The organism is Paenibacillus sp. Y660 (genome assembly GCF_057221575.1).
The window spans coordinates 1-26,291 of sequence record NZ_JBXBBJ010000033.1 but is presented as its reverse complement, the minus strand read 5'-3'; the positions used below and the strand labels follow the sequence as shown (position 1 = coordinate 26,291).

General features: G+C 45.5%; 25 protein-coding genes and 2 pseudogenes. 18 read left to right on the top strand and 9 right to left on the bottom strand.

Features of this window, described 5'->3' with window-relative positions; translation table 11 throughout:
• Positions 1–15: 15 nt before the first annotated feature.
• The 8 genes from AC2TDN_RS23700 (at position 16) to AC2TDN_RS23665 (ending at position 6,590) form a co-directional block, all read left to right on the top strand.
• On the top strand, positions 16–231 hold the full coding sequence (locus tag AC2TDN_RS23700; protein ID WP_482065857.1) for a cold-inducible protein YdjO-related protein: 216 nt from the start codon (positions 16–18) through the stop codon (positions 229–231).
• Between the two features lie 146 nt (positions 232–377).
• Complete coding sequence (locus AC2TDN_RS23695) at positions 378–1,691, top strand: sensor histidine kinase (RefSeq protein WP_484690396.1); 1,314 nt, start codon at positions 378–380, stop codon at positions 1,689–1,691.
• A gap of 25 nt (positions 1,692–1,716) precedes the next feature.
• Complete coding sequence (locus AC2TDN_RS23690) at positions 1,717–2,355, top strand: response regulator transcription factor (protein WP_484690395.1); 639 nt, start codon at positions 1,717–1,719, stop codon at positions 2,353–2,355.
• Between the two features lie 133 nt (positions 2,356–2,488).
• Positions 2,489–2,977, top strand: coding sequence for a thiol-disulfide oxidoreductase DCC family protein (locus tag AC2TDN_RS23685; protein WP_484690394.1), 489 nt, complete (start codon positions 2,489–2,491; stop codon positions 2,975–2,977).
• Complete coding sequence (locus AC2TDN_RS23680; RefSeq protein ID WP_484690393.1) at positions 2,946–3,851, top strand: DoxX-like family protein; 906 nt, start codon at positions 2,946–2,948, stop codon at positions 3,849–3,851. Before AC2TDN_RS23685 ends, AC2TDN_RS23680 begins: the two co-directional genes overlap by 32 nt.
• 26 nt (positions 3,852–3,877) lie before the next feature.
• Positions 3,878–4,555, top strand: a complete 678-nt coding sequence (locus AC2TDN_RS23675; protein WP_484690414.1) for a DUF4166 domain-containing protein — start codon at positions 3,878–3,880, stop codon at positions 4,553–4,555.
• A 131-nt stretch (positions 4,556–4,686) separates the two neighbouring features.
• Entirely contained in the window at positions 4,687–5,562 is an 876-nt protein-coding gene (locus tag AC2TDN_RS23670; protein ID WP_484690392.1) for a radical SAM/SPASM domain-containing protein, read from the top strand.
• A 188-nt stretch (positions 5,563–5,750) separates the two neighbouring features.
• A complete protein-coding gene (locus AC2TDN_RS23665; protein ID WP_484690391.1) occupies positions 5,751–6,590 on the top strand; it encodes an undecaprenyl-diphosphate phosphatase in 840 nt (279 codons plus the stop codon).
• 61 nt (positions 6,591–6,651) lie between these two features.
• Here AC2TDN_RS23665 and AC2TDN_RS23660 read toward each other — a convergent pair whose 3' ends face one another.
• A complete protein-coding gene (locus AC2TDN_RS23660) occupies positions 6,652–7,863 on the bottom strand; it encodes a voltage-gated chloride channel family protein (protein ID WP_484690390.1) in 1,212 nt (403 codons plus the stop codon).
• Positions 7,864–7,988: 125 nt separating this feature from the next.
• A complete protein-coding gene (locus tag AC2TDN_RS23655; protein ID WP_484690389.1) occupies positions 7,989–8,312 on the bottom strand; it encodes a DUF5658 family protein in 324 nt (107 codons plus the stop codon).
• 218 nt (positions 8,313–8,530) lie between these two features.
• On the opposite strand from AC2TDN_RS23655, the gene AC2TDN_RS23650 reads away from it, so the two are divergent.
• From AC2TDN_RS23650 to AC2TDN_RS23630, 5 genes are all read left to right on the top strand, one after another.
• On the top strand, positions 8,531–9,034 hold the full coding sequence (locus AC2TDN_RS23650; protein WP_482065866.1) for a hypothetical protein: 504 nt from the start codon (positions 8,531–8,533) through the stop codon (positions 9,032–9,034).
• 141 nt (positions 9,035–9,175) lie between these two features.
• Complete coding sequence (locus tag AC2TDN_RS23645) at positions 9,176–11,119, top strand: ATP-dependent DNA helicase (RefSeq protein ID WP_484690388.1); 1,944 nt, start codon at positions 9,176–9,178, stop codon at positions 11,117–11,119.
• An 89-nt stretch (positions 11,120–11,208) separates the two neighbouring features.
• Positions 11,209–11,412: a GerAB/ArcD/ProY family transporter gene (locus AC2TDN_RS23640; protein WP_484690413.1), complete on the top strand. Its 204-nt coding sequence runs from the start codon at positions 11,209–11,211 to the stop codon at positions 11,410–11,412.
• Positions 11,399–11,587: a Ger(x)C family spore germination C-terminal domain-containing protein gene (locus AC2TDN_RS23635; RefSeq protein WP_484690387.1), complete on the top strand. Its 189-nt coding sequence runs from the start codon at positions 11,399–11,401 to the stop codon at positions 11,585–11,587. Before AC2TDN_RS23640 ends, AC2TDN_RS23635 begins: the two co-directional genes overlap by 14 nt.
• Before the next feature lie 160 nt (positions 11,588–11,747).
• Positions 11,748–12,683: a tyrosine-type recombinase/integrase gene (locus tag AC2TDN_RS23630; RefSeq protein WP_482065869.1), complete on the top strand. Its 936-nt coding sequence runs from the start codon at positions 11,748–11,750 to the stop codon at positions 12,681–12,683.
• 197 nt (positions 12,684–12,880) lie between these two features.
• Here the strand turns inward: AC2TDN_RS23630 and AC2TDN_RS23625 are convergent, their stop codons facing one another.
• The 3 genes from AC2TDN_RS23625 to AC2TDN_RS23615 form a co-directional block, all read right to left on the bottom strand.
• Complete coding sequence (locus tag AC2TDN_RS23625; RefSeq protein WP_482065870.1) at positions 12,881–13,681, bottom strand: hypothetical protein; 801 nt, start codon at positions 13,679–13,681, stop codon at positions 12,881–12,883.
• 101 nt (positions 13,682–13,782) lie between these two features.
• Positions 13,783–14,622 carry a sugar phosphate isomerase/epimerase family protein gene (locus AC2TDN_RS23620; RefSeq protein ID WP_484690386.1) on the bottom strand — a complete coding sequence of 280 codons (840 nt, stop codon included), beginning with the start codon at positions 14,620–14,622 and terminating at the stop codon, positions 13,783–13,785.
• A 211-nt stretch (positions 14,623–14,833) separates the two neighbouring features.
• Positions 14,834–15,730 carry a chitosanase gene (locus AC2TDN_RS23615; RefSeq protein ID WP_482065872.1) on the bottom strand — a complete coding sequence of 299 codons (897 nt, stop codon included), beginning with the start codon at positions 15,728–15,730 and terminating at the stop codon, positions 14,834–14,836.
• A gap of 462 nt (positions 15,731–16,192) precedes the next feature.
• Between AC2TDN_RS23615 and AC2TDN_RS23610 the strand changes: the two genes are divergently transcribed.
• Positions 16,193–16,621, top strand: coding sequence for a GNAT family N-acetyltransferase (locus tag AC2TDN_RS23610; RefSeq protein WP_484690412.1), 429 nt, complete (start codon positions 16,193–16,195; stop codon positions 16,619–16,621).
• 42 nt (positions 16,622–16,663) lie between these two features.
• On the opposite strand, the gene AC2TDN_RS23605 is transcribed toward AC2TDN_RS23610, so the two are convergent.
• Positions 16,664–17,464: an AraC family transcriptional regulator gene (locus AC2TDN_RS23605; protein ID WP_484690385.1), complete on the bottom strand. Its 801-nt coding sequence runs from the start codon at positions 17,462–17,464 to the stop codon at positions 16,664–16,666.
• Positions 17,465–17,650: 186 nt separating this feature from the next.
• On the opposite strand from AC2TDN_RS23605, the gene AC2TDN_RS23600 reads away from it, so the two are divergent.
• From AC2TDN_RS23600 to AC2TDN_RS23585, 4 genes are all read left to right on the top strand, one after another.
• Positions 17,651–18,655 (top strand): aldo/keto reductase, encoded by a 1,005-nt coding sequence (locus tag AC2TDN_RS23600; protein WP_484690384.1) that lies wholly within the window; start codon positions 17,651–17,653, stop codon positions 18,653–18,655.
• Between the two features lie 182 nt (positions 18,656–18,837).
• Positions 18,838–19,914 (top strand): D-alanine--D-alanine ligase family protein, encoded by a 1,077-nt coding sequence (locus AC2TDN_RS23595; protein ID WP_484690383.1) that lies wholly within the window; start codon positions 18,838–18,840, stop codon positions 19,912–19,914.
• 5 nt (positions 19,915–19,919) lie between these two features.
• On the top strand, positions 19,920–21,080 hold the full coding sequence (gene alr / locus AC2TDN_RS23590; RefSeq protein ID WP_484690382.1) for an alanine racemase: 1,161 nt from the start codon (positions 19,920–19,922) through the stop codon (positions 21,078–21,080).
• Entirely contained in the window at positions 21,044–21,709 is a 666-nt protein-coding gene (locus AC2TDN_RS23585) for a D-alanyl-D-alanine carboxypeptidase family protein (protein WP_484690381.1), read from the top strand. Before alr ends, AC2TDN_RS23585 begins: the two co-directional genes overlap by 37 nt.
• A 77-nt stretch (positions 21,710–21,786) precedes the next feature.
• Here AC2TDN_RS23585 and AC2TDN_RS23580 read toward each other — a convergent pair.
• The 3 genes and pseudogenes from AC2TDN_RS23580 to AC2TDN_RS23570 all read right to left on the bottom strand — a co-directional run.
• Positions 21,787–24,756 (bottom strand): annotated as a pseudogene (locus AC2TDN_RS23580) (Tn3 family transposase).
• 13 nt (positions 24,757–24,769) lie between these two features.
• On the bottom strand, positions 24,770–25,687 hold the full coding sequence (locus AC2TDN_RS23575; protein WP_484690380.1) for a tyrosine-type recombinase/integrase: 918 nt from the start codon (positions 25,685–25,687) through the stop codon (positions 24,770–24,772).
• 414 nt (positions 25,688–26,101) lie between these two features.
• Positions 26,102–26,291: pseudogene (locus tag AC2TDN_RS23570) on the bottom strand (IS5-like element ISLpl3 family transposase); the annotation flags it as partial.

Below are 26,291 nucleotides of genomic sequence, written 5' to 3'. Positions count from 1 at the left end.
GGGGAATACAGAGGCGTGGCTACTAGCGAAGAGGAAAAACCGAAATTAAAAGCAACCAAGATTTTCAAATGCAAAAACCAGGACTGCAAAGCTTGGGTAAGGGATGAGTTTGCGGATGCCGAGCAAGCTTGTCCGATCTGTAAGGGCCCGATGCTCCGCAGCATGCGTCATTTGCCTGCTGTTCAGAACAAGCCGAAGCCACAGCCACGCAAGCCGAAATCTGATTACTAACCGAACTAATAAATCCCAATCCATTGAATGCAATAGGATTGGGATTTTTTTTTATGCCGAATGATGGAACTGCTGGACTTACCTGTATCGATATATGATACGATAGACTAACCAAATGATGACGGGACGGGAGACGGTGCCTGAGCATGCTCTTTTATTTTTTAGCCTTATTCACAGCAGCCATTATCGTTATCCTTAACAACCGGAACAGCGAATCGAACCGTTGGGCGGCGTTTTTCTTGTGCAGCGCTTCAATTGGTGGTTTGTCCGATCTATTCATGGATAGCAAGCTCTCTGCAGCAGCTGAGATCTTGCAATTTCTCAATTATACGTTAACGCCGTATGGCGTTATTGTTTTTAGCCTTATTTATTCAGGAGCCATAAATACTAAGCGGGCAAGAAGCAAAGTTAAATTATTATTGGCTCTGCCAGTCGCTATTATGGCTGGTCTTGAATGGTTAACCGCTGATAAGCAATGGTTTTTCAATTTGTTGCTTATTTGGAGCGCGCCTTACTATTTGATATCTAGTTATTTATTAGTGTCTTCGTTTTGGAAAGAGCGGGATGCTCGTTTAAAGCGCAGTCGATTTATTACAGCCATTATCATTGTCCCGACGCTGCTTGCCGTTCTCTTTTTCATTTATATTGCAAAGGTCATTTCTCCTGCATTTGAATTTTTTAATTATATTTCCGTTTTTATGATTTACTCGCTCGCGGTGGCTTTGCTCTGCACGTTTATGTATGGCGTGCTTGGCGTCAAGCTGCGCTTTGAGCATGACCCGCTGGAGGGTACGATGCGAGCCGTCAGTTCAGGTGCTGCGATGCTGAACCATACGATAAAAAATGAGCTTGGAAAAATCGCGATCAGCACCGAAAACCTTAAGCGCTTATATCCTGATTCGAATGAGCAGTCAAGCCAGCATTTACAAATCATTGCGAATGCTTCCAATCATATGTTTGAGATGATGAGCCGTATTCACAGCCAAATGAAGGATATCGTTCTAAAGGAAGAACCGGTTCAACTCGATAGGCTCATCGATCAATGTCTTATGCAGAATGAAGGTTTATTAAAAAGATATGGCGTATCCGTCAACGTCACTCATGAGCTTCGGCCTATACTTCTGTGCGACCCCACTCATATTAGCGAAGCGCTAGGAAATGTGTTAATGAATGCTTGTGAAGCCATGCCAAACGGAGGCGCGATTACGGTACGTCTGGATACACATAAGAGTGGGGTTATGCTGTCTGTTCAAGATAGCGGCATCGGGATACCGGAAGATAAGCTTGGGAAAATATTTGATCCTTTCTTCAGCAGCGGGAAGGGCGGAAGAAATTTTGGCCTAGGTTTATCTTATGTTTATAACGTCATGCAGAAGAGCGGAGCCAAGGTCGAAATGATGAGCCGAGAAGGCCAAGGCACTAAGGTTGCTTTTATATGGCCACGGAAAAAGCTTCTATAAAAGATTGAATGGGGAGGGAATAGCCTTGAGCCATATTAAAGTATTGATTGTAGAAGATGATGCGGATTGGATTAAAGCGCTCACCTCCTATTTGAATCGGGAGCCGGATTTGCTTGTCGTCGGTACGGCTGTGAATTCGAGCGAGGCGCTCAGTATGGCTCAGACGAGTGTATTTGACGTTGTTCTGATGGATATTCAGCTGGAGGGCAGCAGGCTGGACGGCATTCAAACGGCGATGATGATGCATGAGCTATCAGCAGCCAAAATCATTATGCTAACGTCATTAAATGACGAACAATCGATGACGCAGTCTTTTACAGCAGGGGCTGTGCAGTATTTAGAGAAATCTCGCTTTCAGGAGCTTCCGCAATCGATTCGCAGTGCCTATCATCATCCTGCTCCGATGGAGGCATTGCTGAAGGAGCTGGCACGTCTGAAGCGCGAGGAGCAGTTAAAGGAATTGACAGGCGCAGAACGCGAGGTGTTCGAACTTATCGAAGCCGGCTATACGCAATCGCAAATCGAGCAGAAGCTGTACAAGGCTGAGAGCACGCTTAAAAATCAGGTGAACAAGATGCTGAAAAAATTTGGCGTTCGCAGCAGTAAAGAAGCGATCGAAAAGGTTAGAAGAAGAGGTCTGTTCCAGCGGGAGGATAAGGAATAGCGCTTTGTTCATAGCTTACATGATGAGGGGTACTACGATATGTAGTACCCCTTTGCTTGTTGTTCTATGAAAGATGGAACTGCCTGAGAGGCTGCACATGCGCTTACAATAGTTATGAGAGGAAGCGATAAGAATGGATCGGTCTAGATCACGCAAGGATGAGCCCGCTGTGCTGCTGATTGATGGACAATGCTTGCTATGCAGTGGAATCACACGCTTTGTAGCAGCAAGGGACAAAGCGAGAGCCTTTCGTTTTGCGATGCTGCAATCGTCAATCGGGGTTCAGCTGCTGATTAAAGGAGAGCTATCAACGCAAGATTTAAATACGTTCGTGATGGTCCAAGGAAATCATTATTATACGAAATCAGATGCGGCATTGCGTGTTTTTCGCAAGCTGGGAGGATGGTGGCGGATATTTTATATATTTATTGTTGTTCCGCGAGCATGGAGAAATCTAGTTTATGATGTTGTTGCAAATAATCGATACCGCTGTTTTGGAAGGACTGACATATGTATACGGCCAACGCCTGATTTGATCGGAAGTTTTTTGGAGCAGGGGATACAAGCTGTTGAGCAGGAGGGAATTCCGGATGAAATCGAAACCGATATATGTCGAGCTTGATATACGTACGGAACAAGCCGAGCTTTGGGAGCATACGCAATCGCCAAAGCTGCATGAGCAATGGGATTTACGTTTTTCAGAAATTCATTATTTGCCAAGGCTAGCTGATACCGAAAAACAGAAGTTTTTATATGAGACGAGAATCGGTTTTGGATTAAAAATCAAAGGTACGGGCGAAACGAATAACACCCTGGACGCTCGCACAACTGAGCAAATGTCCGTTTTGTCGTTTGCATCAGAGCAGCCTATTTCGCTTATTCGCCGCGGCGGCGGCTACTGGAAATACAAGGCTAACGGAGACAAAGTAACGTTTATAACGCTATTCGATTATCGAACCCGCTTTGGATGGGCTGGACGTTTGCTGGATCGCTTTATTTTCCGGCCCCTGTTCGGTTACGCGACCGCATGGAGCTTCGATCGACTTCGCATATGGCTGGAGGAGCAAGTTCCGCCTTCTGTCATTACTGAAAGAGCATTGATTCATTATGTCAGCGTTATGATCATGATGCTGCTCTGGCTCTATGAAGGCATTGTGCCTAAGCTTTTATTTCCACAAGCAGGAGAGCTTTTTCTACTGCAGCAATTAGGCTGGTTTGAGGGGAGAGAGCTATTAACGGTTCATCTTATAGGGATTGGGGAAATGGCATTAGCCTTAATAACAGCTTTTTTTCATCGGAAAAAGGGACTCTATATCGCTCTAATTGCGATGCTGCTTACGTTAACGCTTCCTGCGCTATTTTATAGCCCGCAGCTTCTCATGTCGCCATTTAATCCGCTGACGCTTGCTATTCCGATGATTGGCTTATGCTTAACTGCGAGGTGGAGCACACGATATTTGCCGCAAGCAAGCAGGTGCAAGCGACAATCAAAATAAACTTAGTCAGCAAGGGGGAATTGATGATGCGTTCGATCTATGAGCAAGCGCTGGGTGACGACTTTCAAAAGCTTCATCCGCGCATTCAGCAGCGTTTTGGATTTTGCAGTCACGATAAGGCCGCATCCATTGGTCATGGCGTGATGCAGCGTATTTGGTACAACAAGCTCGTTGCATTACCGCTATTTATTGGGACGTTTCGTCATATTATGTTCCCGCAGGGGGGCAGGGACATTCCGTTTTCAATCGAAAACTTTGCGTATGTCGATCGATTTGGACGCGAGACGGTGACCTGGATTCGTAAATTTAAATTTCCGCGCACGGTTAGATATTTTGATGCTACGATGGTGTATAGCAGCGAACGGGAGCAAATAGTAGATTATTTGGGCAACAAGCAGCATCTGGCGGTAGACTTGGACATTTCCGCAGCGGCAAACGGAGGCATTCGTATACGATCTGGCGAGCAGCGCTTCTACGAGGGGAAGCTGAAGTTCCGGTTCCCTAAACGATTGACCGGCTGCGCCGAGGTTAACGAATGGTATGATGACGATGAAGGCTGCTACAAGATTACGGTTGATGTCCGAAATCCGATAATTGGTCAAATTTTCCGCTACGAGGGTACTTTTCAAGCTTCCTTTATTGTGTCTGATCCGGAAGCGATCCCGGTTGGCATTCAGCCATTGCGCGAAGAGAAACGGGAATAAGCGGCAGCTGCCGTTTATTCCTTTTGTCACTTCCTTGCTTGGCGTTGTATAATAGCGATAGAATTAATTGGGATGATTTTTGGGCTTATATAATGTAAACAGCTGAGTCAACGGATTGGAGTATATGAAGAATGAAAAGGTTTAAAAAGTTTTATATAGAAACAACAAGCATTTGCAATTTATCGTGCAGCTTTTGTCCTCCTACGCTGAGAGCGAAGGGGTTTATTAAAGTGGAGGACTTCAAGAAAACGCTCGATCAAATAAAACCGCACACGGACTATATTTATTTTCATGTAAAAGGCGAGCCGATGCTGCACCCGAAGATGGATGAGCTGCTCGACATCAGCCATGAGAAGGGCTTTAAAGTCAATATAACGTCCAATGGAACGCTAATTACGAAAAATAAAGAAAAGCTTCTGAATAAACCGGCTCTGCGCCAAATCAATTTCTCGCTTCACAGCTTTGATGGACATGCGGGATCAACGAATAAGGAAGACTATCTTGCGGAAATTTTGTCGTTCGTGAAGGAAGCGGTAGCGAGCACGAATATCATTATTTCATTCCGACTATGGAATCTGGATATGGATAATGAAACCAATCAGCAGAAGAACAAAAACCGCGAGCTGCTTGGCATGATAGAGAAGGCGTTCGATCTTGATTATAAAATAGAGGAGAAGTTCATTCCCGGCTCAGGCGTAAAAATTGCGGAGCACATTTACTTAAACCAAGATCCTGAGTTCAAATGGCCGGATTTGAAGGAGCCTGAGTATAACGGCAAAGGATTCTGCCATGCGCTGCGCAATCAAGCTGGTATACTCATTGACGGTACTGTCATCCCATGCTGCTTGGATGGAGAGGGCGTTATCAATCTTGGCAACATTCACGATACTCATTTCTCCGAAATTATTGAAAATGAACGGTCAACGAACCTCTATGATGGCTTCTCTAGAAGGGAAGCAGTTGAGGAGCTTTGCCGCAAATGCGGGTACCGTCAGCGTTTTGGCTGATAAGTCAACGACAGTCGTCGTTCAGCTCAATCCTGAGCGAACGGCGACTTTTTTTATTTCAATTGCGACAAATGGGAATTTTTTCAACCGCTCGATTTGTTGGAAGAGGGCATTATATGTTATGATTTGAAAGGTTCTGTTCTTTATCGTTTTTCTATCATTCATAGAGTTGGGAGATTCAAGCGCACATGGACTTTTTGACGATCTTAAAAGCGATTATTTTGGGAATTGTGGAAGGCTTGACGGAGTTTGCACCTGTATCATCAACGGGACATATGGTCATTGTAGACGATATGTGGCTACAATCAGAGCAGTATTTGACGAAATACGTAGCGAATACGTTCAAAATCGTCATCCAGCTAGGATCGATTCTAGCAGTTGTCATTATTTTCCGAAACCGTTTCATCGATTTGCTCGGTTTAGGCAGCAGCAAAGAAGCAGGTCAGTCTACGTCTGTGCCGCAAAAAAAGCTGAAGCTTACGCATGTCCTCGTTGGCCTTATTCCAGCGGGAGTGTTCGGCCTCCTATTCGATGACTACATCGATGAGTATTTATTCTCGACTCGGACCGTGCTGGTTGGCCTCGTTATCGGTGCCATATTCATGATTATTGCGGATCGTTTTAGACCTGCGAAGACGAAGGTGGAAACGGTCGACCAAATTACGTACAAGCAAGCTCTTTCGGTCGGTCTGATTCAATGCTTATCACTCTGGCCAGGCTTCTCGCGCTCGGGATCAACGATTTCAGGCGGGGTGCTGCTAGGGATGAGTCACCGTGCAGCCGCGGATTTCACGTTTATTATGGCTGTTCCGATCATGGCGGGTGCAAGCTTGCTATCCTTGGCGAAGAACTGGCAATATTTCAATGTAGAGTCGCTGCCGTTCTTCATTGCAGGCTTCCTCAGCGCATTTGTGTTCGCGCTTATATCCATTCGTTTCTTCTTAAAACTCATTAACAAAATCAAGCTGATGCCCTTCGCGATTTATCGAATCGTGCTCGCGGCTGTTATCTATATTGTCTATTTCTAAACAAAAGGAATGGCCTGCGCCCTATAAAGGGAGCAGGCCATTTTTGTGTAGGTGAGGGAACTTACCTCTGTTTTTGAGCTTCGTAAATGCCGACCCGACCAGAGCAGAGAAATGCGATTACACAGCCGATGAACATATAAATAGCACCTTCGGCGCCGAAAAGTTCAATTCCCATAATAAAGCAAGCGATTGGGGTTTTGGCAGCGCCGCTAAATACGGAGACAAAACCTATTGCAGCAAGTAGCGGGACCGGCACTGCAAGCAAGCCGGCGAGCGCACTGCCCAGCGTAGAGCCGATGACGAAGAGAGGCGTCACTTCGCCGCCCTGGAAGCCTGTCCCAAGCGTAATGGCTGTAAATAGAGTCTTAAGAACGAAAACAAGGGGCGAAACCGCTTCTTGAAAGGCTTGTTGAATGAGCGGGATGCCAAGTCCCAAATAATCGCGAGTCCCTAAAGCATATACAAGTGCGATCACAATGAAACCGCCGATTGCACTTCTTAAGACAGGGTTGCTAAACCACTTCGTTAATAATAGCTTGAGACTTCGAGTAAGCTGCGTAAATAACAGGGCCGTCAAACCAAACAAGACGGATGCCAATACAATTTTGAAAAGCAATAGCCCATCCATCTGCGGAACGGCACCCATCGAATAATGAAGATGATTAATTCCCCATGCCGTGGTAATCAAATGGCCAACGTAGCTGGCAATAAAGCACGGAAGCAGCGCTTCATAGCTAATAAGTCCAATCGTGAGCACCTCTAGCCCGAATAGCGTACCTGCGAGCGGCGTTCCAAAAACCGCGCCAAAGCCGCTGCTGATTCCGCACATGAGAATGATTTTACGGTCAAGCGGATTCAGCTTAAATAACTTGCCTACCCATTCGGATAAGCTTCCGCCCATCTGGACAGCTGTTCCTTCCCGCCCGGCTGAGCCGCCCAGCAAATGAGTCGTAAGCGTTCCAAATAAGACAAGCGGAGCCATTCTTAACGGAATTGTGCCATCTCCGGAGTGAATTTGTTCAATAATTAAATGATTGCCTTTTCCCGATTGTTTGCCGAGCTTCAGATAGAGATAGCTAACTAAAGCGCCGCCAGCTGGAAGCAGCCATAGCAGCCAAGGATGATCGATCCGCGTCTTGGTCACCCAGTCGAGACTAGCCAGAAAGAAGGCGGCGGCAGAGCCGGACAGGACACCAACCGTGCCTGCGATCAGGAGCCATTTTAACATAAATTTGATAAGGGTGAAGGGTGCATTTGTTCTTGCTTCGAGCATGTTGAACTCCTTTAATGTCCCAATAGAAATGAGAGCTGCTGCTAAAAACCTATACTAGCTATTATACAACAGCCTAAATCGAGGTAAAGAAAATCTTTCCATGGGCGAAGATTCATTCAAGCACCCTAAGCGACATAAGAAATCCAGATAAGATGATAGAGATTGACGATGAAATAAAGGAAAACCGTTAAGAGAATAAGCGGGTTAATCCAGCTCCGATTTTTCATGCGATAGTAAATGAGAATAAGGATGATCGGAAGCGATAGCTTCGTCGCGTAATAGCCGGCTGTGTTCCATTCATAGAGACGCGCTACGAGCGGATTAAGCTCCTCTATTAGTTGTAGCCGCAAACCGATATCTGTAAATGCGGCATCGGCAAAGCATAGAAATAGAAGTCCGAAGAGCAGTGATTTTAAATCCCAATTCTTGATAGCGGCGATAGCTTCCATACCTCCGTTCTGAACAAACTCGTGATTGATCGCATATTAGATGCATATGACTCATATGGATTAACATTCCATGCGTATTTCTCTTGGAATAAAGGAGGCATGCCGTTGAAGCGAATATTAATTGGAAGTCCCATTCGCCAGAAGCCATCTGTATTGCGCTATTTTCTAGACTCGTTGGAGCGGCTGACGAAGAGCTCTTATACAGTTGATTATTCCTTTTGTTATGGGGAGAGGACCGTCATTTTTGCGTCAGGGCAGCTGCGCTTGGCATTGGCTTGCATGTGGATACCAGATATCCAGCCTTCCATGTGTACCGTGAATCCGATCTGCCTCGAGCGGCTTTATTTATGGCGTCAACGGGTGTTACTCTTCCAAATGCAGCAGAGGCTGCTACATTAGCAGGACCAACCATTATCGTGCCGGAAGCTGGTCCTAAGCTCACTTTATCGATGATTGTAAAAAATGAAGGTGATCGCTTCTTGCGTAAAGTACTTGAGCATCACCGGCAATATATTGACCATGCGGTCATTATTGACGATGGGAGCACGGATCATACCGGAGACAGCCTGCGAGTTAAGCATTTGGGCTGGGCGCGTGAGAAGGATCGCTTGTTTAAGTATGAGCGTTATAAGCTGCTGGATCCGAATGCCATTTATTGCTGGAGGGAGCAGTATGAATCGATATTGGACGAAAATCCTAATCTCGTGCGTTGGATCGAATGAATAGGAAAGAATCGGTATACCCTTTGACTAAACATAGTCACTAGTGCTATATTTGAGTGTGCGATTAGTACAGGAGATTTCACAGTCGGCTGCGTGCATGCACGCAGCCGTTTGTGCCTACTATATGGAGGCAAGCTACCCGTGAATAAGTATCCGTTTGATTTTGACCCGAAACACCCTTTTATCCAGCAGGCAAGCGATTGGATTGCCGATGTATTTTATGAGAAGCTGCCGGAGGCCGGCTTTGAAATTAGGGATGAACAAATTTATATGGCCTTTCAATTAGAACGCGCTTATGCCGATAAGCAAACAATTTTTGCGGAAGCAGGAGTCGGCACAGGCAAAACGTTCGTATATCTGCTATATGCAATCAGTTATGCGCGTTATACGAGAAAGCCAGCCATTATTGCCTGTGCGGATGAATCGTTAATCGAGCAGCTCGTGAAGCCTGAAGGGGACATTGCGAAGCTTGCGCGCTACTTGGACTTAACCATTGACGCTAGACTCGGTAAGTCAGCGGATCAGTATATTTGCTTGAATAAGCTGGAGGATGCGAGAGCCGGACAGGATGATGCGGAGCTGTTCGATAGCATCTATCGCGGCCTGCCAAGCTTCGTTAACAAGCCGGATTCAATGCAGAGCTTCCATCCTTACGGAAATCGCAAGGACTATCCAAGCCTCAGCGATGAACAGTGGAACGAGCTTGGCTGGGATGTATTCCAAGACTGCTTAGTGTGCGACGTCAGACATCGCTGCGGACAAACACTGTCGCGCGACCATTACCGCAAAGCGGCAGATGTCATCATTTGCTCGCATGACTTCTATATGGAGCATGTATGGACATATGAGGCTCGGAAGCGCGAGGGGCAGCTGCCATTGCTGCCAGAGCACAGCTCGGTCGTCTTCGACGAGGGACATTTGCTGGAAACGGCTGCACAGCAAGCATTAACCTATAAGCTCAATCATGCCGTTTTCGAAGGAATTGTTACTCGTCTGCTGCAAGAGGAAATTCGCGAATCGCTCGCTGTTGCGGTTGAGGATGCCATTGCCCAAAGCGAATATTTGTTCAAAATGATGGACAAGCACAGCCTGAAGGTGCCTGCCTCAAGCCGCAAGGAGATCATTTGGAGCCCGGAGCTCATCCGAGAGGTCAATCGTTTGCAGGATACGCTCTCGGTTATTGAAGAAGAGCTCGTATTTGAAAGCGGCTTGTATACGATCGATACGTACCAACTGAAAATTGTAGAAGAGCATTTGGAGATGATTCAATTTGCGCTTTCCTTATTCAAGAAAGAGGACAAGCCGATTAGCTGGGTCTCCCAGGATAAGGAAGGCACCTCGCTTGTCATTATGCCAAAATGGGTGAAGGAAGTGCTGAAGGAGCAAGTATTCTCTCGTAAAATGCCAATCGTATTTTCGTCAGCGACGCTGTCGGTAAACGGCTCGTTTGATTACATGATGGACATTTTGGGAATGGAGAGCTCCTTGTCATTTTCTGTTCCTTCACCATATGATTACGAGCAGCAAATGACATTGTCGATTCCCGAATCCACTAATTTAATGGGGTTAAATGATAAAGTGGAGGAAGCCTTTACACTGCTGAAGCAGTCAGGCGGAAGGACGCTTATTTTATTCCCATCCATGGAGCAATTGGAGCAGTTCAAGGCTGAAGCGGACAAGCATACTGATGCCGCATCTTATTCTTTCTTGTATGAGGGCTCAAGCGAGATCAGTTACTTGATTGAGCAGTTCCAAAATGAGGAAGAAAGTATATTATGCGCGGTAACCTTATGGGAGGGCTTGGATATTCCAGGGCCATCGCTCTCGCAGGTTATCGTGTGGGAGCTTCCGTTTCCTCCAAATGATCCTTTATTTGCAGCAAGGAGAAATGATGCGGTTTCGCCATTTGAGCAGGTCGATATGCCTTATATGCTGCTGCGTCTCAGACAAGGAATCGGACGATTGATTCGAAAACGTGAGGATAGCGGAAATATCGTGATTTTCGGTGAAAAAATGAATGACAGCTACGTGCGGGGACAGGTTGAAGGCGTCCTTCCGAAAGGTGTAGCGCTTAGTTATAAATGAAAATAGCTCAGTTAAGGAGAAGGGGAAATCCCTTCTCCTTTTTTTAATTTTTTCGAATAATCATACGACCATAAGGTTACTTACATGAGCTGATTTTACCCACTACGATCGTTATCTATTTGTTAGTAATGTTTATGTCATTAAAAATATTTGAATTGGATAATCTAAGGCCTGCATTAGCAGGAGGGGTTATGCTGGTATTGATGGGAGCCAAATCAACAGCATTGTCATTCCAAGGCGGAGAAGTCCGCAGAGAAGGAGGTGCGGCGACTTATCCAGTTGGGATTAAATAAGATCCAAAAGCAATATAAAACGGATGTTGTCGGGTTTGGAAAACGATTGAGCATTGAGCATCCTGAACAATGGCGTAGAGTAAAGGACGATTGGGACATGGAGTTTAGCCGAATTCCGATTACCTATAGCGTCAATCCTACGATTACAGAAACAGGAGCAAAAAAGGGGCATTAGGTGATATTTTATCGGAAAAAGTTTGTTTTTTCGGATGCAAAAAACTGCGTGAAATACATATTTCACGCAGTTTGCATTTATATCGACTTTTCAGCTATCATAGTAGAGTAGTTGATCACTTAATTAGAGTACATAGAATCGTTTTTATGGGGGATTAACCTTGCGAGAGAGACAACATGAGGTAACGGATAGCTACGGAATCGAAATTGAGCTTTTTTCCATATGGATGAAAAATAAAGGGATGACCAGATCGACGCATCAAGCTTACATAAGTGATGTAAGTGATTTTCTTCAGACCGCATACCCAACCGAAACGAAGCAAATTACAAAAATGGATATCATGCGTTATATGGCCGTTTGCCGGGAGAAGGGAGCTGGTGATGAGGCGCGTAATCGGAAGCTGTCTTCACTACGATCTTTTTTTAAAGCGATGAATGAGATGGAGCATCTTGAGGGAAACCCTGCGTCGCTGATTGCAAAGTCCAAGCAGGAGAAAAATCGCATCCCGGTTTATTTGGAGGAAAATGAACTTGAGGCGCTGCTCCATACGATTAAGGGCAAATATTACATACGAAATGTAGCTATCGTACTTTTAATGGCATATGCCGGTCTTCGCGTAGGAGAGGTGCATCGGATGAATGTGCAGGATTATCGGCAGGACGGCTCGATTCATATTTTGGGGAAAGGGCGAAAATGGCGTGTCATTCCTCTTCCGGAGGCGCTGCAAAGCATCTTGAACGATGCGCTTGAGGATCGGAAGGAATCGCGGCAGGGGAAGGAGCAGCCGTTTTTTGTGTCGCAATTCGGGCGGAGGCTTTCAATTCGAATGATTCAGACGGTAGCCGACGATACGATTAAGCTGCTCAAGGAAACGATGCCTTCGCTCGCGGATAAACGGCTGTCCAGCCATAAGCTTCGCCACTCATTCGCGACGATGCAAATACGCAGCGGGACGGACATTCGGACACTGCAGGAGCTGCTCGGACATGCAAGCATCGAAACGACGCAAATTTATACGCATATCGATAATAAGCAGCTCCGAAATGCGATGAATAACATTTCTAGTAAAATTCCTTTAAATCTCCATAAGAGGTAACGTAATTATAATTATGTAAACTATTTAAAGGGAAATGGATTAGACAGGGAGGATGCAGCAGTTTTTCATTAAGATTACTGGTGCAGACTTATTCTAAAAGGACAGGAATCATTAAAGAAAAAAATACAGTACCAACGAAATCCTCATCTCAAAAGCAGATGACAGATACATGAAGTATCTGCCATCTGTTTTTTTGTTTAGTGAGCGCTTACGAGAACTTGCTTGCGTCGTTCCTCCCGCTCGTCAGGAAGCATGCGCGGGCAAGTGTAGCATTTCTCACCATCGATACGGCAATCATACATGCAGCAGGAAGAGCGGAGAATGAGCTTGCCGTCTGGCGGCGACCATGGGTTATCAACATAACGCGGTTTATGAACGAAAGGATTCCGTTTCCGGTTAAATACTTCTGCTGGCAGGCCGATAACAACGTCAAGATCCTGCTGGAAGCTTGCTAGAAGCGCATCATCCTTAATATTTTCGAAAACGTAGTCCCGTACAGCATGGATTTGGCCGCCAACCTGATTCCATATCATCGCCGATTTCACATCTGCGCTTAAGGCAACCGCTTCAACAATGGCATTAATCTCATCCTTAAAAAAGGAACGGAAGGCTTGCTCGAGAAAGCTATTGCGCTCGTGCTCATCGAGAGGAACATCTGTCCAGCGAAGCTCATTAATCTTGAAGCCAAGATGAGCGTGATCATTGTGGTATTCCAGCTGATAAGTCAAGTTATGCAGCGATAAATCCAAATACCGGTTATACTGCGCAGCGAAAATAAGATTTGTAATACAAAGATTGAAGAAGGACATGCCGACGAAAGAAGCCGCTAATTGAATCCCTGTTGCTTGAACCATTTCACCTGCTTTTATCAATGCAGCATGCGAAATTTCACGGTTAAGAAAATCGGTCGCGGGCAGCTCTAGCGCGGGCTCAGCTGCTCCGCTCGGAGAAATATGAAAAAAGGTTTCAACAAGCGTAAAATCCATACCATGTGCCATTGGAGCACTCCTCTTAGTTCGTCATTATAAAATACTTATAGAGTATATGATGCAACGATAACGATTATCATTGTTATCGACTCTATAAGTATAGGAGGGTGCTAGCGCACTGTCAATATGTAGGGTTCGACAATAGACTTAATGCGATCTAGCCCTTCCCACATGTCGCCAGGCCCATCATATATGAGCACATAAGCGCCATCATAGCCTGTTTCTTGAACCATATTCAGATTTGAAATGAGCTCCTTTTTATCTGGAAAACCTACAGCATCATAGGTTGGCTTGACATGAATGGATACGCTCAGTGGCGCTGTTGCACCGATTTCTTCCACTTTCCCCTCACCGTGATAGTTGCCGAAGTCGGTAATGAACCCAACTTGCGGACCAGCTTGTGCAAGCAGTTTGAGGCTGCTTTCGGCTGTCGAGGTGAGTGATTTGAAATTTTCTGAAATGACATGAACGCCTTTAGTGGCGCCATATTGCGCCAAATCAGCCAAGGCAGCTGCAGAAGCTTGAATTGCTTCTGTATCAGTGGGCGAAGCTTCACCCGCAATGACGCGAATTTGCTTGGCGCCGGAGAGGGATGCTACGTCGATCCATTGTTGGATGAGAGAAAAGTCAGCAGACTTTCTAGCTTTATCAGTCGATGTTAAATCGCCATAGTCTAAAAGGAGCGTATCGAACTTAATGCCAGCTGCGTTAAAGGAGCTGCGAAGCTGTTCCAGATATGCAGGTTCCGTCGAATGAAAATGAAAATGACAAACCTCGATCGCTTGATAGCCTCTTGAAGCTGCTTCAGCTGGCAATTCAAGCAGTGTTAATACCTGCGGCTGATCGTGCAATTGGGTTTGATGGGTGAGGGATTCGGCATCCCATACCGTCCACCGGAGTGGACCAAGAATGCGATGCAAGCTCCATGTACTAATGGATAGATAAGACACTATTTATCCCGCCTTTTTATATTTTAGTCTAACCTATAAATAGCATAGCACTTTGTAAGCTGAAAAAAATGATCCGCTTGTGTCATATTACTCCTCTTGTTGGTCATTATTGAGCGAAATGGGGAAGACCAAGGAAACAAAAAACCTGACGAGATTTACCTACGTCAGGTTTTGAGAAAGAAATAGAAAGTTTTGACGAAATTTTATTTTATTATTTCATCGTCCAGCTAGTAGCTTTAACAACTGCAGAATCGGCGTTTTTCAGAGAAGAGTAGCCTTGATTCAATAGATCGTTCCATTGCTTGACACGATTCGTGCCGTTTGGCGCTTGATTGTAGTGGTTAGTATTGACGATCTTAGTACGTGTAGCATGGAAGCTATTCATGAACGTTTTTTCATTACTGCTAGATCCTGAACGTGAAAGCAGGCCTTGAAGCGTGTTCGAGCCACCAGTAGCACCGTGATTCAGGGCTGAATCAACAAAAGATCCGATTGTCAAAGCGGACTTGAAACCACGTTGATTTGCTTGTTGCACAGCGTAGTTGATGTACACGTTGTAGAACGTTTTCCAAATAGCGTCTCTCCATTTAGAGTTGTTTTGCAGTCCATTGATCTTTTTGCAGAAGGAAGATGCGCTTTCCGTAATATTCAAAATCCGGCCATTCATTTTTCCTTTAGCGCCAATACGCGCTAAGCCACCTTCGATCGTAGGGTTGCTTGCACCGCTAGCCGCATCATATTCCTTGAAAAGTGCTGGGCCATCAGGGTATGTGTCATTTGAACCGCCTGTTGTAGCACCGAATATACCAATCGTATAACCACGGTTGTCGTTGATATTCTCACAATAGCCATAATGCTTAGTCCAGTTGAGTGAGTCTTGTTCCGGTTTGTTTATCAGTTTCATAATATTGTCCCATTGCTCGCCGTCAAGACCTGTTTTGGATTTAAGGAAGCTGAGTGTGGCAGGGGAAAAGTTAGCATCGTGTTGAGGCCCAGCAGAAGCCTTCGATAGAAGTGAAGCGGATGTTAACGAAAGAATAAGTGCAAAACAAACAAAAGTAATAAAAAATAATTTCCCTTTTTTTGGAGCTTGCTTAGTCGTTTCCATTACATAAATTCCTCCTAAAATAAAGTGATTGTTGCGTACGTCTCGGTAATTTACCGGAAGTGATGTCTGTCCACGATTTTTCAAAGTCAATCTCTTACTAAATCGGCGGATCACCTCCTCAAAGTTATAGCGCTTTAACTTTTGTCAAAAAAAAATGATTGAATTTGTAACGCAATTGAATACCTTTGGATACGCTTTCACATTTGTCTCGTATGTATTTCTTCTTTCTGTAAGTTAATGTATCAGATGAACCGCTTTTGTGTCTACAGAAAAATTAATTATTTTTTATTCCTATCGTTTATTTACTCCGCATTCCAAACAAAGAAACTGGAGGTGCCGGTCATTTTGGATATTACATAAATACTGTTTTTTTTGCTAATTCGAGAAATAACACTATAATATATGATATGGGCTGCCTCTTTGCAGTGTGAAAGAGATTTCGTTATGGAAGGAAAGAGAGATATGGAAACGAAGCGTGTTACGACAGAAGAGCAATTAGAAGAAGCATTCCGTATTCGAAAAGCGGTCTTCGTGAAAGAGCAAGGAGTAGCGGAGGAAGTCGAGCTGGATGAATTTGATGATATCGCAAATCATGTGCTTGTTTATTACGAAAATGAACCGGTCGGAACCGGCAGAGTTCGGATCGTGGATGATTTGGCGAAGCTCGAGCGAATTTGTGTGCTGTCCACGCACCGCAAGCATCGGTTAGGGAAAGCGATCATGGAAGAGCTGGAGGCCATTGCTCGTGAAAAGGGTGTGGCGAAAGCCAAGCTGCACGGTCAGGTTCAGGCGGCGCCGTTTTATGAGAAGCAAGGGTATGAAATAGCGTCCACCGTATTTATGGAAGAGAACATTCCGCATGTTAAGATGATTAAAGATTTACCACATTAAATACCTGGAAAAAGCCTGCGGCATGCAGGCTTTTTCTTATATCTAGACGATTTTTTTTCGGTAATGTGAGGGCGAAATCCCCTTTACTTTTTTGAACATTTTCGAGAAAAGGAGAGGATCGGTATAGCCTACCGAGTGAGAGATGTCTGAAATCGACAACTGTTGGTTTCTCATTAAATGACAGGCTTTATCCATTCGATATTGCAATAAATACATTTGCGGCGAAAGCTGAAGAGACTCTTTGAACAAAGCGGATAAATATATCCGATCTATGCCGATCATGTTTGCTAGCTCAGAGATGCTTATTTTACTGTAATAGTTCATTTTCAAATAATCGATTGCCTTGCGTACATATACTTCCTTCGCCTTCGGCAAATAGCCGATTTGATGAGGTGCGTTAAGCATGTCGATCCATTCGGATAGGAGACTGAACAGAAGGCTGTGAACGACTAATCCGCTATTTCTCTCGAGTGCCTGGGCAGCGGTAAGCTGATCCAGCCACGGATCAAACCACGCTGCGGGTGCAAAGTGAAAATGCGGATTAGACTTGCTTAGCTGTACCTGGGAAAGCAGTTGATCGACGCTTCCGCCTTGAAAGGCGATCCAGGAATATACCCATGGGTCTTGCTCATCAGCCTTCATCTGGCAAATGATGTTTGGGAACACCATGAAGCCTTGACCTTTTTTGAGCGCATAAGTGGTGCTGTTGATTTGATAAGTGCCTTTGCCTTCATGGATAAATAGTATTTTATAATGGTCTTTAACTCCAGGACCCCACGTATAGCCGGGCTCGCAGTACTGCTTGCCATGATAATAATAGATGAGTTCGTAGCTTTCGCACATGGAATCCTCACTCCTAATCTCATTAAACATTTATATTACATTATGCCATATAATACTTGCTTGTGGACATTCCAATTATTGATTCTTCTGAGCTATACTTTGAAAGCAGTCAGCTATTGCAGCATTCATTATTGCATGCTTCAAGAGAACAATCCATTCTATTAATCTAAAGGGGAATACGAACAGATGCCTTACGTTGCTGATCAAAAAAGATATTCCGATATGCGGTATAATCGCTCTGGCAAGAGCGGCATTAAGCTGCCAGCGATCTCGCTCGGCCTATGGCAAAACTTTGGCGGCAATGAGCCGCTGGAAAATTCACGTGCGATGATTTTAAAAGCATTCGATCTAGGTATTACACATTTTGACCTAGCGAATAACTATGGACCGCCAGCAGGCTCTGCCGAAGAAACGTTTGGAGCTGTATATAAGAAGGATTTGATACCTTACCGCGACGAGCTTCTTATCTCGACCAAAGCAGGCTACTACATGTGGGAAGGGCCGTACGGCGAATGGGGCTCCCGGAAAAACTTACTCTCCAGCTTGGATCGCAGCTTGATGCGGATGGGACTTGATTATGTTGATGTTTTTTATTCGCATCGTCCAGACCCGGAAACGCCGCTCGAAGAAACGATGGGCGCGCTTGATCATGCGGTTAGACAAGGGAAAGCGTTGTATGTCGGCTTATCCAATTACAGTACGGAGCAGACCATAGAAGCGGTCAAAATTTTGAAGCAGCTTGGTACCCCATGCCTCATACATCAGCCGATCTACTCGATGCTGAATCGCTGGGTAGAGGATGGATTGCAGGACGTATTGAATGAAAATGGCGTAGGCTCAATCGCTTATTGCCCGCTCGGACGCGGACAGCTGACCAACAAATATGTGGATAAAATCGAAGCAGAGTCCAAAGCTGCTTCAAGCACGATGAAGCCTGAGGCGATCACTGCTGAGCGCGTTCAGAAATTCCGCAGCCTTGAGGCGTTGGCAGCTAGACGAGGACAAACGTTGTCTCAAATGGCGCTTAATTGGGTGCTTCGCGAAGGCGGAGTAACTTCAGCGCTAATCGGAGTCAGCCGCGTTAGCCAGATTGAAGAGAATGTAAAGGCGCTTGAGAGCGCGCCGTTATCTGCCGAAGAGTTAACGGAAATCGATGCCGTATTGAGCAACTTGCAAGATATTCCGTGGTAAAAAGCGAACCCAGGCGGCTATGCCTGGGTTTTTTGCCTGGCAACAAACCAGCAGCTGGACAAGTATCATATAAACTATTTAAGTAATCTTAAGCTTTATTTAAACTTTAATTACAAGCCTCTTAAATATTGACGGTTATCTTTAGTAGAGAGATAACAAGTCGATTTTAGGAGGTTTTTTTTGTGAAAACAAAGCTTTATGTCCTATATGGCGGCAAATCCGTCGAGCATGAGGTTTCTTTAAAAACATCATATACCGTTATTCAATCCATAGACGAATCCAAATTCGAGGTTTTTCCTATCTATATTACTCGTGAAGGAATCTGGTGCAGTCCAGATGAGTTTAACCGAGATCAGCTCATCATGAGCGATCTTGTCGCACAGCGAGCAACCGCATCAGCAGCAAATTCCATTGGGGATGTATTAGTAAGCCAATTGTCTCTGCCCGGCAAAAAAGTTGTACTGCCGCTGCTGCATGGCTCAAACGGAGAAGACGGCACGGTGCAAGGGCTGCTCGAATTGCTTGATGTGCCGTATGTGGGGAACGGCGTACTGTCTTCGGCGCTCACCTTGGACAAAGCCGTATCAAAGCAGCTGTTAGCCCAAGCAGGCATCAATCAAGTTGATTACCTCGTATATCGCCACGATCAATGGCTGGAGAATCGCTCTGACATGCTGCAAACGGTAGCGGAAAAGCTTGGTTTTCCTTGCTATGTAAAGCCCGCATCCTTAGGCTCGAGCATTGGCATTAGTAGATGCATGGATAAGCAGCAATTGATTGCTGGCATCACGAAGGCATTCCGATTCGATACTAAGCTCGTCATTGAACAAGAGGTCATCGGCAGAGAAATTCAGGTTGCTGTCATGGGCAATGAGAAGCCACTCGCTTCGCTGCCAGGTGAATTCATCCATAACCATCGTTTTTTCGATTTCGATTCGAAATATTTGGACAAGCAGTTGACGATGTCGATTCCGGCACAGATTTCCAAAGAAATTACCTTGCAAATTCGGGAGCTGGCCATTCAATCGTATCAGGTGCATAGCTGCTCTGGACTTGCTCGGATTGATTTTTTCCTGGATGAGAAAGGGCAATTGTATCTGAACGAAATTAATGCGCTGCCGGGCTTTACGAATTTCAGTATGTATCCGGTCATGTGGGAGCGGACGAATGGCACTTCTTATGCCGAGTTAGTCGAAAAGCTGATCGATTATGCTTTTACGCGCCATGCAGAAAAACAAACCATCCACTATACGAGGTGATTGGCATGAATAGAGACACGTGGTCTGAGGTTAGTTTGAGCAATATACGCAATAATATGCTGAAAATTCGTCAAATGCTGCCTAAAAATGTGAAGCTGATGGCGGTCGTCAAAGCAAATGGCTACGGCCATGGCGACATCGAAGCTGCCCAAATGGCTCAGCAGGCTGGCGCAGAGCAGCTAGCCGTTGCCTATTTGGATGAAGCGCTCCATCTAAGGGAGCATGGGATTACGCTGCCAATTCTTATTTTAACCCCCATAAAACCTCGGCAGGTGAAGCTTGCGATCGAGCATGACCTCATGCTTACCGTAACAAGCGCCGAATGGTTTAGAGAAGCAAGATGCTTTAAGCCTGTCACTTCTTCAAGGAAGCTGCGCATACATGTAAAGCTGGACACCGGCCTTGGCAGACTGGGGATTTATGAGAAAGACCAGTGGAACGAAATTACGCCATGGCTGAAAGCTCCTGATGTAATCGTTGAAGGGATATATACGCATTTTGCTACTGCTGGAAGAGAGTATACATCGTACCTGAAGCAGCAATATAAGCGATTCGTTGACATGATTGAATGGGCGAAGGAGTCGCGGCTCGCCGTTAACAGCTATCATTGCGCCGGAAGTGCAGCTGCGCTTCGGTTTCCAGAGCTTGCGATGGATATGGTTCGAATTGGTGCGGCGATGTACGGCTATTATCCGCAGAAGCTTGTGCCAAGCCTAAAGCTCGAACCTGCGTTAAGCTTGCACAGCACACTCATGCAGGTAAAGAAGCTGAAAAAGGGGGAGTACTTAGGCTATGACAATTCTTATCAGGCGGATGAGGAACAGTGGGTGGGTACGGTTCCAATCGGCTATGCCGACGGTTGGTCGCAAAGCATGCAGGGAACGGATCTGCTCGTAAATGGGCAACGTGCCAAAGTGGTCGGGAAAATATGTATGGATCAGCTTATGATTCGATTGCCGGGTCCGTGCAAGGAAGGTGCCGTTGTGACTTTAATAGGCAGCCAAGGCTCTGAGAGCATTACATTTGCCGAGCTGGCTGCCCACATTGGCAGCGTACCGCAGGAAATATCAACCTCGCTAACGACAAGAGTAACTAGAATATATAACGATAAAGGGGAGGCGCAAAAACGATGGGACAAGCGATTGATCATTTCCAGCAGCAAGTGAGCCATCTTATAAATCACACTACCGTTCAAGTAAGCCAAGCGGAAGTCTACGTAGGTCATTTGGTGTTAATAAACGGCGATAATCCGATCAAGCAGCCTATAAAAGAAGACAAGCTGCTTCCGATCAGCTCCAACGAAGACATAAAAGAGCTGCATGATGGCATGTTTATGGAAAAGACCAGTTTGCAGCAGTTGTCGGTTTTATTAGCTGCAAGCAAGGCGTTAGAGGAAGTTGTAGTCGTAAGCGCCTATCGTACGAAGGAAGAGCAAGAAGACATTAATGCAACGTCATTGATCGAAAATGGTCCTGTTTATACAGCTAGCTACGTGGCGCTGCCGGATCAAAGCGAGCATCAAACAGGTCTAGCCGTTGATGTGGGCAAATATAGCCGTGATGTCGATTTTATAGCGCCTTCTTTTCCGAATAACGGAGCCTGTCAGACCTTTAAGCAGCTTGCTGCGGATTATGGTTTTATTCAAAGATATAAGGAAGGGAAGGAGTCCATTACTAAGATCTCCTGTGAGCCATGGCATTTCCGCTATGTTGGCTATCCTCATTCGAGGCTGATTGAGGAGCATAGTTTTTGTCTAGAGGGGTCCCGCCAACATTTTAACGAAAATATACGCTAAGCCCTCGGATGTGACCAGCTTAGCGTTTTTTCTTACTCTAAGCCCATCAGTCCGGGTGGCATAGCCCGGACCACCGGTCATTCAACTTCCTGTTCCTTCAGCGGCCGTAATGAATTAAGAGACGTATTCTGCCTGAAATTGAACTTGTATTCGCCTAAGAAATTGATATGCTCCCATCCAAGCGGAGAAATATGGTTTAGTAGCTCTTCCTGAAGCTTTCCTTGCTTTTTGCGGTGTTCTGTTGCCTGCTGTAGATAGACGGTATTCCAAACGCTAATTGCATTGATGATAATATTCAATGCGCTGGCCCGTTGGAGCTGGTCTTGTAGCGCACGTTCTCGCAGCTCGCCGTGTTTGCCGAAGAATATCGCTCTGGCCAATGCGTTCATGGCTTCTCCTTTGTTTAACCCCCGATGGATTTTTCGCCGCAGCGCCTCGCTTGAAAGGTAATCCAGGATGAAGATCGTTTTCTCGATACGCCCCATTTCTCGCAGCGCGGTAGCCAAACTGTTTTGTCTTGCATAAGAGCCGATTTTCCCCATAATGAGTGATGCTGAAACGGTTCCTTCCCGGATGGAGTGAGCCAGCCGGAGTACATCGTCGTAGTTCTCTTGAATGATCTTTGTATTAATCTGTCCGCGCAGCAGCTTCTCCAATTTAGGAAAATCGGAAGGTTTCCCTATAGCGTAGAGCTTGGAATCAGCCAAGTCGCGTAAGCGCGGCGCAAAGCGAAATCCAAGCAGATGCGTTAAACCAAAGACTTGATCAGTGTAACCGGCTGTATCCGTATAATGCTCCTCGATGGCCAAGTCCGTTTCATGGTGGAGCAAACCGTCGATGACGTGTACGGCATCCCGAGCGTTTGTATTGATGACTTTCGTGTAGAACGTGGAAAATTGGTCGCTTACGAACCGATAAATCGTAGCTCCTTTTCCGGTCCCGTAGTGGGGATTCGCATCTGCGTGAAGCGCCGAAACTCCGATCTGGACACGCATTCCATCAGATGATGAAGTTGTGCCGTTCCCCCAATATGAGGGCAGCGCCAGCTTGTGATGAAAATTAACAAGAACAGCCTGCGCTTTATTCATTGCGTCTTCGTACAACCGCCATTGTGCTGTATTGGCCATCTGCCGATATGAAATGCTCGGAGTGGCTTCAGCCATCTTTGTAAGCCCAATGTTCGTTCCCATTGCCATAAGGGTAGCCATAAGAATTGTCGTTTCTTCCTCATTCGGAGCGCGGTTACTGGAAGCATGAATAAACTGCTCATGAAAATTCGTCCAGTTGGCTACTTCCATGAGCAGATCTGTTAGCTTGATTCGTGGCAGCAGCTCATAGAGGGAAAGGCTGAAATTCCGGGATTCATCGGGAACATCTTTCTCCAATCGCTCGATATGTAATTTCCCGTTCTCCAAATTAACGCCGTCCAGCTCGTCGATATGGTCCGAAACCCAGTTTAATCTTTGAAGCAGTGATTCAGTCCGTTCTTCAAGATATTCCTTTGCGGACAAGCTAACGGCAAGCTTTGTAGCGTTAGGGTCGATACCATTCCAATCAGCTTTCGGTACAAGGTATTCCTCGAAGTCCTTATGCTGACGGCTTCCGACAATGGATACGTCCCCGGAACGAACATAATTCCGCAGCTCTGTCAGGACAGCAATTTCGTAGTAATGCCGGTTGATCGTTCCGTCATCGTCGTAAACATGTTTTTGCCAGCGGTTCGAAACGAAGTTCAGTGGTGCGCCTTCCGGAACCTTTCGCTTTCCGGTTTCATTCATATCCCGGATGATATCGACCGCCTTCATTAGCGGCTCTGCCGACTTAGTAGACCGAAACTCCAATGATTTTAGCAGCGTTGGCGTGTATTTACGGAGATCATAAAATTTCTTTTCCAGCAAGTCCAAATAGTCGTAATCGACGGGCCGCGCCAGCCGTTTAGCTTCTTCCACGGATGCGACGATCTGATCCCACGGCATAACGGCATCAAGCGCAACAAACGGATCAGTTCCCTCACTTCGGGCCTTAATAAGAGCAGCCCCAAGATCGGCAAAGTGAACAACCTTTTCGTTGATCGATTTACCGTTTTGTTTTTGAAGTTCCTCTTGGGCTTTTCTCCCTTTGGAGAGCAGTATCATAATCTGCCGGTCGTGAATCTCGAAAGCCATGTCTGTCAAATCCTGAATCAGCTCTAATAGGTACGCTACTAAAATCGCGTACTTTTTCGGATCATTAAAGCGGCGAAAAAAATGAGGTTCATAACGCGAACCGATTTTAGAAAGCTGCCGTAGCCGGTTCGGATGGATGCCTTTCGTATCGACTTGCAGTTGCAAATCCCTTATGTATTCGAGCTTTTCAATAACCTTCAAGAAAGAATCCGGAGAGCTGGTACCTGGAACTTCTCTTAACCATGCCAAGTAGGTTTTGCTGCTTTCCGGCATGGTGGTTATGACGCGATCCAGCTTAGCAATTTGTAATTCTGTCAGTGAGCTGCTGAGCAGCTTAAATATTTTTTCTTCTGTCCGTTTGCGAGTTTCCCACACTGCTCTTTCAATCGTGGCCATTGAAGGTAGGATGATTTTACGTTTACGTTAATCTTCGAGTGCGAGCTGAATCAGGTGTAAGGGATTGCCGTTTGCCATTGCATGGCTGAAAAGATGCTTGCACAAAGAACGATATTCACTCAAGGTAAATGTCTGGTAGCCGTACTCCTTACGGATTTCATCCAGATGTTCGTATTTCGTGGCTTCCCGTTCGCCATAAGATGCAAAAGACTCCACATCGGCATTGATTTGCTTTGCAATATAACGAAGAACTTGAACCGGCACTTCCTTTATATCAGAAAGCGTCCAGCCTAGATAACGAAGTACGCACAGCTGCACGGCAAAGCCGAGTCGATTATAATCTCTTCACCGCTGCTGAATGATTTCAAGGTCATGCTGGGTAAATGTGAAATAGGTGCCCAATTCCCATTCGCCGAGATCAGGCGGTATCTGTAAATATTGCAGCCGTTCCTCCGGAGTCAGCAGTTCCCTTACTCTCGCGTACATCGTTCTCATCCCCCTATTGCCAAGCTATTTTTTCGACTTCTGCTTGCAGATCCGCACGGGTTGCCTTGACGTAAATCATCGTTGTGTCCAGACTATCGTGTCCCATAATTTGCGCCAAGCGGTGCAACGGCGTGTTTTCTGCCATCACATAGCCGAATCGGTGCCGTAGATCGTGAGCGCTCAATCCTTCAAGCCGGGCTACTTTCATATATTTTTGAATCAAATGACGTAAAGCACGTTCGGTTAATCGATCACCGGTTTTCTCCGATGGAAACAGATAAGGGCTATCCGGATTAAGCTCTGCCAGATATTTTTCTAAAGCAGTTCTACACGTAGCGTTCAAAGGAACTTCCCGCTGTTTATTCCTTTTTCCGGATCGGACCGTAAGCAGCCCGCTGCGTTTACCGATTTGAATATCTCCGGGGGCCAGGTCACACACTTCCATTGTCCGCAAGCCGGTGTGAAACATCACAATTAAAATCGTCTGATCCCGAAGAGAACCACTGTGTTCAGCCGCAGCGATCAATGCAGCTTCTTCTTTGTCTGTCATTTGTCTCGGGCTTACCTTTTCTTCTGGAACCAATTTAACCGGCTTCGAAGGGTCGCGGCGAATCCTGGATTCCGACACGGCCCACTCAAAAAAACGTTTCAAGGTTATAATTCGGCGGTTAATGGTGGCCGGTTTCAATTCCATCACTTTTTGTGTGGCTTCGCGGTATCGTGTTAGTGTTGGAGTCACCACATCTTCAATTTGAAAGATAATCTCCTCCTCTTGGTGATCGGCTGTCTCAAACCAAACGATAAAATGCTTCAAGTCGCTTGCGTACTCTTTTAGTGTTTTGGGATTCAAATCTTCGTGGGTGGTGAGAGCTTGAATAAAGTCCTGAATCGTCTGCTCGCCCTGTTCTGAAATCCCGGTCGCCTGTCTCATTAGAAAAGCCTCCAAATCTTGAATTACATTAGCGGACATTGTAATCTCAACTTAAACGAAACATTAGCGGACATCAAGTATATGCTTTGAAAACACTAAATGACCGCTAATCTTAATTAGCGGTCATTCTAACTTTGAGAAAACCTTTCCGTATAGTAGATCACAAATATGATTGCATTACCAGATTGACGGTTATTAGACTAACCTGAAAAATGGTCTAACTCTTTTGTAAATACATTTGGGTTCTTTAAATTTTCTTTCACGATTAATATCCGCAACTTAATCTCCATTAATTGCGTTTATTGCTAAAGACAGGTTTTTCACGAAACCATCGCACCTACTGTCAAGGCATCCTAATTTTTATATGAGGAGAGGAAGCCAAAGTGAGAAGACTAGGACGTGTCTGAAAACTCATCATTGAGTCAATTTGAAAATGGCAGCTACGTATACAAACGTCAGGAATGACGTGGCCAACTTGTCATAACGAGTAGCCACACGGCGAAAGTGTTTGATTTTATTAAAAAAGCACTCAACTAAGTGGCGTTCTTTGTACCGATACCAATCCACTTTCCATGGATTTTGACTATTCGCTTTAGGCGGAATG